A 9,750-nucleotide genomic window follows, 5' to 3' on the forward strand; every position below is an offset into this window, starting at 1 on the left:
AAGAAGGAAGAAGGAAGAAGGAAGAAGGAAGAAGGAAGAAGGAAGAAGGAAGAAGGAAGAAGGAAGAAGGAAGAAGAAAGAAGGAAGAGAAATCAAGGAAGATTTTCCCCATTCTCCCCCTCTCCCCGTCTCCCCCTCCCCCAATCTCCCCCTCTCCCCGTCGTCTTTCTTTTGGGCGATCGCCTTTGGAATTTCTCTCGGTTTATCAATATTAGTTAAACACACTACCGTATTATTTCTGTTTACCCCGATTGTGTGGTTGGCTGTGGGTGCTGTGCGGCAAAAAGCTTGGGGGAGATTAGGTCAATTAACTGGTGCTTTGTTGCTGTCGGTGGCGGTGTTTGGGCCCTGGGCGAAAACCAATTGGCTGTTAATTTTGACCGGGGGAAAACGGGCAACGCTGGATTCTGCGATCGCCGAAGGAGATCCGGGCATCAATACGATCGACGCTTGGATTTACTACGGTAAGCACTTACCCGAACACATTTCTTGGCCTCTGTTACTTATTCCCTTAGTAGGATTGATACTTTATTGGCGTCGCCGGCAAGATAGTTCGTCCATCTTTTATCTCAACTCCTGTCGGTGGCTGGCTGTTTTCTGGGGAGGAGCTTATTTAATTAATTCTCTAAATATCAACAAAGACGACCGCTATGTGATACCTTATTTGCCAGTTTTATCTATTTTCTTAGCCTACTGTTTAACGCTGTGGCCTTCTCGGTGGGGACGACAAATTCGCTGGGGTACAATTGGCTTGGCCATTCTGGCGATGCTGTTCCATATCTTGCCGCTGGGAGGTGCTCTGGGAAATAGCTTAGTCCAAATTATCAGTCCCGGCAATTCTAACTATCCTTACTTGGGGAAAGAGTGGCCGCACCGAGAGGTAATTGCCGAAATTATTGATCGGGAACCTTATTTGCAATCTACTTTAGGCGTGTTGCCTTCGACGCCGGAAATTAATCAGCATAATTTGAATTTTTACGGTGCTTTGGCTAATTTTCAGGTTTACGGGAGGCAGGTGGGAACAAATTTAAAAGAAGTGCCGCAAGATGTGCGATCGCTCTCTTGGTTTTTAACCAAAACTGGCTCGCAAGGTTCGATTCGCGAACGGATTAAAGAAGCTCAAAATGCAGCCGTAACCGCGATTGAAAAAGGTGATAAATTCCAGTTAGAAAAAACTTGGGTTTTGCCAGATTATACTAATTTAAATCTTTATCGCAAGCGAGTGCAGCCTGTCGAAATACAGCCGTTGAATGAAGCGCGATCGCAAGTACAATTAGATCGAGTTACTGTCGCTGCAAAAGCAGTTCCCGGAGTGGCCCTACCGGTTACTTATACTTGGTCTGGACCTTGGCAGCAGTTGCAGTCTGGTTTAGTGTTGGTAACGTGGCAAAATCAGCAGTCTGGCGATATTCCACCGGGACAGACTTTCAGGATTTTACACGATCGCGCGATCGCCCAGGCGACTTTGCATCCGGGGATGCTGGAAGCAGATAAATTTGCTGTGGGGTTTCGAGTTGTCGATCGCACGGCGATGCTTCCTCCTGCTAATATTGCACCGGGAACTTACAATCTGCAAGCTACTTATCTAAATCGGACAACCGGCGAAACTTATCCGATTAATGTGCCGGCAGTTAGTGTTAAGATCGAGGCCGAGCCTCGGGATATGCGTTTCCAGGCAGAGCCTGGGGACGAGGATAATAGAGATAAGCCTGAATTAGATTTGGTGACTCAATTGCGGGCGATGGCGGTTAATTTACCCAAAGGATTGCCAGGTTTAGAACCCGTGTTCGAGGAGATTGGGCGCATCAATCAGTACGATCCAATTCAAGATTATACCGTGCAAGCGGAACAAACCTTAGAATATCGGTTGCAGCAAGAACCCAATAATCTAGAATGGGCTTATGCTTTGGCATTTTCTCGGGTATTGCAGCAGAATGTCAAAAGTGCGATCGGCGCCTTAGAAAAAGTTACCCAACTCGACTCAAAAAACCCATACGCCTATGCTTATCTCGCTTTCGTCCAGCTTTACGGCTGGCATCCCAAAGCCGCTCAAACAGCCTTAAAACCTGCTCTCGCTCTCAACTCCAATCTACCGGAAATTAGAATTTTAAACGGTGTAGCGGCTCTGATGCAAGGTAATCTCATTCAAGCATGGCAAGATTTGCAATACTTAAAAAAACTAAAAATTTAACAATCCCTTTTATTGTGGCACGGGCGTGACGCCCGTGCTTCGCCTGTGCTTCCGAATCGGTAAAAAACAGAAAACCAATGAACCAACCAAGAATTGTCTCTCTAATTCCCAGTGCCACCGAAATTGTAGCAATTTTAGGATTAACCGATGCAATTGTGGGCCGTTCCCACGAATGCGACTATCCCCCAGAAATTCAAAATTTACCTGTTTGCACTCAGCCTAAATTCAATCCCGAAGGAACTAGCAGCGAAATTCACAACCGCGTGACAGAATTGTTGCAAAATGCCCTCAGCGTGTATAAAGTAGAAATAGATACTTTGGAAAAATTGCAGCCTACTCACATTATTACTCAAGCTCAATGTGAAGTCTGCGCTTGTTCTCTAACAGAGGTTGAACAAGCGGTAAGCACCCTGGTAAATAGCAAGCCGGAAATTATTTCTTTGCAGCCGAATCTGCTAGCAGAAATCTGGACGGATATTCAGCGAGTTGCTGATGCTTTGGGCGTAGATGGCAAAAGTGCGATCGACCTTTTGCAATCCCGCATCGATGCTATTATCTCCCAAACACAAGCATCATCTATTTTTACCACAAAAGAGAGAGAACCCAAAGTAGCTTGCATCGAGTGGATCGAGCCTTTGATGGCTGCGGGTAACTGGATTCCCGAATTAGTGGCAATGGCGTCCGGCAATTCGCTATTTGGAATTGTCGGGGAACATTCCCCTTGGTTAAAATGGGAATCGCTAGTAGAAGCTAATCCCGATGTAATTATTTTCATGCCTTGCGGCTTTGATTTAAGCCGAACTCGCAGCGAAGCAATGCAGATAACTAAATACGCAGAATGGCCTAAGCTGCAAGCAGTAAAAACGGGGAAAGTTTACATAACTGACGGCAATTCTTACTTTAATCGGCCGGGACCGAGATTGGTTGATTCGTTAGAAATTTTAGCAGAAATTCTCCATCCCGAAATCTTCGATTTTGGCTATCGGGGTAAGGGTTGGCAGCCCTTTTTGTAAGTACCCGCAGCTAGCTAAAGCTTTATCTATATTAATTCTGAATTGCCTGCCATACAAATAAGGACACAACAATGTTGTGTCCCTACAGAATATCTATACTTAACCAAATATCTGTAGGGAAGCGGCACTGCCGTGTCCGGACCTTCGCCTTCATTGTGTGCCATAAAAATAAGGACACAACAATGTTGTGTCCGTACAGAATATCTGTATTTCACCAGATATCACTTAATTGCCAGTCAGATCAAATTCGGTTAATTACACATTATTTCTGTAGAACCACCGCACTGCTGTGTCCTTACTTCTGCCGTGTCGGGGACTTCACCTTAATTTAACCGAATCTGACATCAATTGATGCAAAAACCGCTAGTCTTACTTCACATCAGGGGGCATCAGCACCTTGTCAATTACGTGAATAACGCCGTTGCTAGCTTTGATATCAGCTTTCACAACATTAGCGCCGCCGACAGTAACTTTGCCTGCGTTAACTGCCACCTTCAGCGAGCTGCCTTCAACACTTTTAACATCGCCGGATTTCAGGCTAGTAGATACAACTGAACCGGGAACAACGTGGTAAGTTAAAATCTTAGTAAGTTTGGCTTTGTTTGCAGGTTTGAGCAAATCATCCACAGTTCCTTTTGGCAAAGCAGCAAATGCCGCATCAGTCGGAGCAAACACAGTGAAAGGGCCTTTGCCTTTTAAAGTTGTAACCAAACCAGCAGATCCCAAAGCCTTGGTCAACGTCTTGAATTGAGCGTCGCCAGATGCAATAGCAACAATATCCTTAGCAGCGGCAGTTGGAGCCGGTGAAGCAGCCTTTGGTGCCGGTGAAGCAGCGGTTTTCACATTTCCTGCAACTTGTTGAGTTTGAGTTGCATTAGCAACATTCGTGTTGGAGTTGATGTGAGCCCAAGCCGGGAAACCAATCAACGCGCTAGCGCCGATTACTCCTGCGAAACCTGTGAGTTGTTTCATCCAGCTAGGTAAATTTTGATTTTTCATTGCCCTTGCATTTCCTTATGAGATAAAACAGTGAACATGAATTGTTATATTAGCCCAATCTCGACAAAAAGCAAGGTTGCCAGAGGCTAAGGTAGAGAGAAAATTCTCTTCGATCCGGGATCGACCAAAACTTCCTTACTATAACGCAAGCTGAGAAATCGGGCATCAACCGCTAAATCTGTAACTCAAAACCTCAATCACCGAACCACTTTGGGGTAAGTCAGCAGATTTGATCGAAATAGTGTCATTATTCAATCGGCGCACAGGCGTACCTTCCATCAGCGCCAAGAATTCATCTAGCGGCACCAAATCGCACGCAGCAGCATCGGCGGCTTGGGTTTTGAAATGTGTGGGAATCACCATCTTCGGTTTGAGAAGTTGCAAAGTTTGCTTCGCTTCGGCCGGAGTGTAAGCTTTCGGCCCGCCGCCCACGGGAATCAGCACTACATCGGGCCGCCCGATCAAGATTTGTTCTTCAATGCCGATCGGGCCAGCAACTCCGCCCAAGTGTAAAATCTTAACGCCCGCTTGCTGCCACAGCCAAGCCACATTGACCCCAAATCGCCTTCCTCCCTCACGGTCTTTTTGGGTCCGAATCCCTTGAATCCGCAGTCCGTTAGACTTGTAAGCCCCCGGTTCGTACAAAATGCCGGGATTGCCGGAAAATCCGTCGATCGCCCCTTCATCAAGCAACCGGCTGCTAATCAGAATCAAATCTGTTGGCACTTTAGGAGAGCGATAGCCTGCCGTACAGCCCAGGGGGCGAAAAGGATTCACCAGCACCCTTGCACCGCCTCCGGCGAACAAGAAGCAAGTGTGGCCCAACCACTGAACCGACAAAGCATCAGCAGTTTGAGCTTGATAGCTTTCCCATCCAGATGGTAAGCCAGTTGCTAAAGCTGCTAGCAAACCCGTCTGTGCGTAACGTATTAATTGTCGCCGTTTCATCTTGTGGTTGGGGTTGTCAGGGGTTGGTCGTTTGCTGTTATACCACAAAACACCGTCAGTCGATTTTAGATTTTAGATTTTAGATTTTAGATTTTAGATTTTAGATTTTAGATTTTAGATTTTAGATTTTAGATTTACTTGCAGCATTCAATCTGAAATCTCGAACAGGAGTCTAAAATTTGAGGTTCACCACGACAGGAGTGGGGGGATTGTATCATTTTTGGGGCGGTTCAGGTGCGAAAATGTGTACCCTACTCTCACCGTAAGGTACTATAAGAGCGAACCCTACAAATTCAGAGAAATTCAACTAAAGTCTTTCTAAGAAATTTCGCAATAATTGCTTTCCTGCAGTCGTCAAAATACTTTCCGGGTGAAACTGTACACCTTCAATATGCGGATATTCCCGGTGCCGCACGCCCATAATAGTTTCGTCTTCAACCCAAGCCGTAATTTCTAAAACTTCTGGACAACTCTGCTTTTCAATTACCAAACTGTGATAGCGAGTTGCAATCATCGGCGATTCGACGCCCTGAAAAACTCCGACTCCTGCGTGTTCTACCTGAGAAGTTTTGCCGTGCATCAACACGGGTGCAGAAACAATTTTGCCTCCGAATACTTGACCGATACTTTGATGTCCGAGGCACACGCCTAAGATTGGTAGAGTCGGCCCCAATTCTTTGATTAATTCCAGAGAAATTCCCGCATCTTCCGGCCGGCCCGGGCCTGGAGAAATCACCACTGCTGCTGGCTGCAATTGGCGAATTTCGGCTAGGGAAATTTGGTCGTTGCGATAGACTTGCACTTCGCTTGCTACCGGCAACTCAGCACCTAGTTCTCCTAGATACTGTACCAAATTGTATGTAAAACTGTCGTAGTTATCGATGACTATAATCACGGGTTAAGTTAGATTTTAGGTTTGAGATTTTAGATTTTAGATTGACTCGCTGCCTGAAAGCAAGGGTTTCAAGATTTTAGAGAAATGCCGAATAGAAAAATAGCTGCAATATAGACAAATAAAACTAAAAGCCTCAAATTGGTCATCTAAAACCTAAAATTTGCGTGAAGCCAAGCTATAGGGCTCTTAATCGCCCAATAAGTTACTAACGGGCGATCGCAATTTGAACGACTGCCCACAAAGGAGGAAGCAGAAGTGCAGCACCGACGATGATCGCAGCCATTGCCGATACCAGAACTGCTCCGGCAGCGCAGTCTTTGGCAATTCTGGCTAGGTCGTGACAAGATTGCCCGACGGTCAAGTCTACCACTGATTCGATCGCAGTATTCAACAGTTCCATTGCTAAAACTATGCCAATGGTGACACCTACCACAGATATTTCTACAGGTTTCAAGTGCAAAAATAGCCCGAGTCCGATCGCCAATGTTCCTATAATAGTGTGAATCCGAAAATTTCGCTGAGTTTCAAAAGCATAACTCAGACCCCCCCAAGCGTATATAAAACTCGTAGCTAAGCTAGATGCGATTTTCCAGGACAAATCTCGGTTGTATTTCAAGGCTTTTTTAGACTCGTGGACTGTCGGGCTGGAAGAGTCTTGAGGCATGGGCAGAAACTGTGCGATTTTTGATGAAATTGAGGGTTTATTTAGTGTCATAAACAACCAACTTTAAGTTCCAGAGATGAATGAAAGCTAGACTTTTCAAATTAATTTCATCAAGTCTCGGTAACTTTCCTAAGTTTTTACTAAAGTTTTTGTGTAATTTCAGAAAGTTATGTTGGGCTTGACATGATTTGTTAAGTAACCATCAACTTCAGTTATGCTGTTTCGATCGCAAGACCGATCGCCCGCAGCAATGTTTCTTGTCGATCGAGCATTTGAGTCAGACTTTCTTCATCCGGGTGATCCCACCCCAAAAGGTGCAGAAAACCGTGGGCTGCGAGCCAAGCTAGTTCGGTCTTCAGGGAATGTCCTTGCTGCTGGGCTTGTCGCTGAGCTGTATCGATCGAGATCACGATATCACCCAAGTATAAGGGCTGAGACGACAGCATTTCCTCTAGCTGAGGACAGTCTACCTCTAAAGCTGCGAAAGCTAGGACATCCGTCGGTCGATCGAGCTGGCGGTACTGGAGGTTGAGTCCTTGCATCTGGCGATCGTCGGTTAAACGCAGACTGACTTCGTAGCCCGGAGCCACTGGCACATCCGCCTCCTGGTTTTCCAGCCAAACGCTAAACCAATTTTCCCATTTTTCGGCTGAAATCTCCCCGCTGGCTGCACTTTCAGGGAGGTTGGAAGCGTCGGCTGACTGCTGGCTTCGCCCGTAACAGTCTTCGACGTTCACCTCGATTAGCATTTTTATAATCTCCTGTCAAGCGATATATTCAATTTTTTTACAATCTCCAATTGCGCGATCGAGCAGAATTACTTTTTGCTTTCAGCAGGCACATTACAATAATCTGTTGAAGATTGCAACAGCCCGGGAACACCATCACCTTAACTCCCGATTAAGAAAGATGAAAAACATCAGCGCAAATTAGAGGCTGATTGTTTGAATCCCCAATTAAGAATTGAAATATCGATCGAGAAATGCCAAACCGACGAGTACGCCTAAAAGTCCGGCCGCTGTCAAGGCAAAATGAAACAGAGAAGTCGCCCGCTTGCGAACCATGTTCCGCATCGCCAGCTTGACATAACTCGGTGGAGGTGCATTGTTTGTCGGGGCTGTCGGGGTTTCGGCGGACTCTTCGGAGGCGGGAAGTGCTGATGGAGGTTGACTCATAGCGGTTAGTTTACAAGGTTAACAGAGGCGCTGCTGAGGACAGGCTCGTCCCGATATTAACAAATATGTAACGTTTTGTGTAGCTATTTTTAGTTTTTCGATCGCCCCGGGCCCCTGGAAGGGGATTGTACCAACAGATTAATGTGCGGGCTGACGATCGATTCGATATTTTATTTTCATCTTCAGATACACGAGGATAAATTAAATTCCCGATCCGTGTTCCTGAGCGTTTAACAAAAATTTTTCAATTGTCAAGTCCCACACTCAAGCGACACTCACTTGAGTTAACTCTAATAAGTGTCACCAGAAAAAGCGACTGTTAACCAACCGCGACCGGAAGTTATTCATAGATATAGCAACGGAAAAACACAAACAAATTTTTCCGAACCCAAAAAGTTAAATTACTCTGAAAACAACATGGAAATTTCCACCTTTGAAATCCTCGCAAAGCCGATCGCGCCTGTAGTTGGCCTCCCTCCAGCACTCCTCCCAGTGGCTCGCCGAGTCGTTCAGGGATACTTTCTCACCATCACCAATCTCGAAGCGATCAGCGTGGTATATCGGATTGGCTTTACCGTCAGCTTACCCGTGCCGGCAGATCCGAATAAAATCTTGCTCAACAACGCTGTCTTAATTGTTGATGTTGAAGGCGCTAACACCACTATACCTCTGACTCAGGTTTCACCTCAGGTATATAGCGGATTTTTCACAATACCCGCTCACAAAACAGCATCTGTTGAATTGTTGCCTAAACTGCCAGACGTTCTGACTCCAGGTTTGTTGGAAGTGCGCGGATATGTCTCACTATCGCGCCCAATATTTCCGGTTCGACCCTTGCCAGCACCAGTCAAGGTATTATTGAATCCCGAAATTCGCGGTACTTTCTTGCCGAATGGTTTCCCAACAGTACCTGATCCTTCACCCGACTTCGATCAAATCAATTACACTTTAGCGATCGCCAGTGGAAAAGCCTTGAACGAATTACCTGCTGAACCAATCATGCCATTCCTCATCGGGCCAACGCTCGATCCGCTTTTGGAAAAGTTACGCAACGGTACTTTGGACTTGGCTAGTTTGAAAGCCGACAATTCAGAAAAAGCTCAAATGCTAGTGCAACTGCTAGCCCAACTCGATGCCAGTGATGTCAATTTGAAAGACCTAAATACAGTGATGGAAAAAATAGATGTTCCTATCAGAATGTCTAGCATCTAGAACTGTTAAAGAGTAAGTAACTGTAGGGTGGGCAATGCCCACCCTACAGTTACTTACGTTTAATTACGCCCACTTATACTCTCACTGAGCTTTATTCAAAGGTCGAACTCATTTAAATTTCCGCCTATTTCTTTTAGTTGGGTCGCTATTCATCCGCAGCCCAAAGGTGTTGTTCAATTTATTGGTGGAACTTTTTTTGGTAGTTTGCCAACTTTGTTTTATCGATATTTTTTACAGCAGTTGTTTGAAGAAGGTTATACCGTAATTGCTTTGCCGTTTAGATTTACTTTTCGCCACTAGCCGATCGCTATTGGGTTATTAAAAGAGCAGCAGATACTGAGAACAGAACTGACCAAAATTGCTCAATTATTAGGCTATGAAAGCGAAATTTATCAAGAACCATCGAGTTATTTTTGGGTCGGTCACAGTCTGGGATGCAAGTACATTGCTCTTTGAGAACTTTTAAGCGACGATCGGTGTCCAAATATTGTGGATAAATTCTCCGTGAAGCGTAGCTGTCCCGTAGGGAATCGCCCTGACTGCGACCAGATTCAAAGGTTAATCGAAAATCAGGGTATCGACCGACCTTCAATTAAAGGTCAGCCCTCCTTATTACTTGCTCCTGATATCAGCAATACAGAGAGCGCTATTCC

General features: G+C 45.5%; 10 protein-coding genes. 4 read left to right on the top strand and 6 right to left on the bottom strand.

From position 1 onward, the window contains the following. A partial coding sequence (locus QUB56_RS35355) for a phospholipid carrier-dependent glycosyltransferase (RefSeq protein ID WP_332961028.1) occupies window positions 1-2,191 on the top strand: 2,191 nt, incomplete at its 5' end. A gap of 77 nt (window positions 2,192-2,268) precedes the next feature. Beyond that, window positions 2,269-3,204, top strand: coding sequence for a cobalamin-binding protein (locus QUB56_RS35360; protein WP_332961029.1), 936 nt, complete (start codon window positions 2,269-2,271; stop codon window positions 3,202-3,204). A gap of 369 nt (window positions 3,205-3,573) precedes the next feature. Here the strand turns inward: QUB56_RS35360 and QUB56_RS35365 are convergent, their stop codons facing one another. From QUB56_RS35365 to QUB56_RS35390, 6 genes are all read right to left on the bottom strand, one after another. Further along, entirely contained in the window at window positions 3,574-4,203 is a 630-nt protein-coding gene (locus QUB56_RS35365; RefSeq protein WP_332961030.1) for a fasciclin domain-containing protein, read from the bottom strand. Between the two features lie 165 nt (window positions 4,204-4,368). Next, window positions 4,369-5,151, bottom strand: coding sequence for an MBL fold metallo-hydrolase (locus tag QUB56_RS35370; protein WP_332961031.1), 783 nt, complete (start codon window positions 5,149-5,151; stop codon window positions 4,369-4,371). A gap of 307 nt (window positions 5,152-5,458) precedes the next feature. Beyond that, entirely contained in the window at window positions 5,459-6,046 is a 588-nt protein-coding gene (locus tag QUB56_RS35375) for an aminodeoxychorismate/anthranilate synthase component II (RefSeq protein ID WP_332961032.1), read from the bottom strand. A 205-nt stretch (window positions 6,047-6,251) separates the two neighbouring features. Then, window positions 6,252-6,761 carry a diacylglycerol kinase family protein gene (locus tag QUB56_RS35380; protein WP_332961033.1) on the bottom strand — a complete coding sequence of 170 codons (510 nt, stop codon included), beginning with the start codon at window positions 6,759-6,761 and terminating at the stop codon, window positions 6,252-6,254. Between the two features lie 161 nt (window positions 6,762-6,922). Then, window positions 6,923-7,459, bottom strand: a complete 537-nt coding sequence (gene ybeY / locus QUB56_RS35385; RefSeq protein ID WP_332961034.1) for an rRNA maturation RNase YbeY — start codon at window positions 7,457-7,459, stop codon at window positions 6,923-6,925. A 207-nt stretch (window positions 7,460-7,666) separates the two neighbouring features. After that, window positions 7,667-7,885 (bottom strand): DUF3285 domain-containing protein, encoded by a 219-nt coding sequence (locus tag QUB56_RS35390; protein ID WP_332961035.1) that lies wholly within the window; start codon window positions 7,883-7,885, stop codon window positions 7,667-7,669. A gap of 417 nt (window positions 7,886-8,302) precedes the next feature. Here QUB56_RS35390 and QUB56_RS35395 point away from each other — a divergent pair, with 417 nt between their 5' ends. Both QUB56_RS35395 and QUB56_RS37580 read left to right on the top strand, forming a co-directional pair. Next, the gene (locus QUB56_RS35395) at window positions 8,303-9,097 is read left to right on the top strand and encodes a hypothetical protein (protein ID WP_332961036.1); all 795 of its coding nucleotides are present in this window, start codon (window positions 8,303-8,305) and stop codon (window positions 9,095-9,097) included. Between the two features lie 126 nt (window positions 9,098-9,223). Then, entirely contained in the window at window positions 9,224-9,397 is a 174-nt protein-coding gene (locus tag QUB56_RS37580; RefSeq protein ID WP_445243443.1) for a DUF1350 family protein, read from the top strand. The last annotated feature ends 353 nt before the right edge of the window (window positions 9,398-9,750 follow it).

Origin of the sequence: Microcoleus sp. AR_TQ3_B6 (assembly GCF_036702785.1) — a bacterium.
In the GTDB taxonomy this organism is placed as follows: Bacteria; Cyanobacteriota; Cyanobacteriia; order Cyanobacteriales; family Microcoleaceae; genus Microcoleus.